This window comes from Catenovulum sp. 2E275 (assembly GCF_025515275.1).
Lineage (GTDB): Bacteria > Pseudomonadota > Gammaproteobacteria > Enterobacterales > Alteromonadaceae > Catenovulum.
Genome location: NZ_JAOPFU010000142.1, coordinates 1 through 375, shown reverse-complemented (window position 1 = coordinate 375; position 375 = coordinate 1). Strand labels below are relative to the sequence as shown.

Sequence of the window (375 nt, the reverse complement as noted above, 5' to 3'; positions counted from 1 at the left end):
TTAGCGGCATTACAAGCTGTAGCCAACGGGGAAGACCCAATATTATTAATTTTAGCGGCAGACCATGTTATTACTAACCAAACTGCATTTTTAGCCGCAATAGAGCAAGCAGAAGCTCTAGCTAAACAAAATGCAATGGTGACCTTTGGCATAGTACCGAGCCACGCAGAAACCGGCTATGGTTATATAAAAAGAGGCCAATCTCACCAAAGCGCTTATAAAGTAGATAGCTTTGTTGAAAAGCCAGATTTAGCCACCGCAACCGAATACTTAAACAGCAGAGAATACTACTGGAACAGTGGCATGTTTATGTTTAAAGCCAGCCAGTATTTACAAGAGCTAGAAAAATATAACCCAGAAATTCTAGCCGCCTGC

Annotated in this window: 1 protein-coding gene; it reads left to right on the top strand. The window is 41.6% G+C overall.

Annotation, left to right across the window (positions count from 1 at the left end; translation table 11 throughout):
- A partial coding sequence (locus N7931_RS19655) for a sugar phosphate nucleotidyltransferase (protein WP_262795995.1) occupies positions 1–375 on the top strand: 375 nt, incomplete at both ends.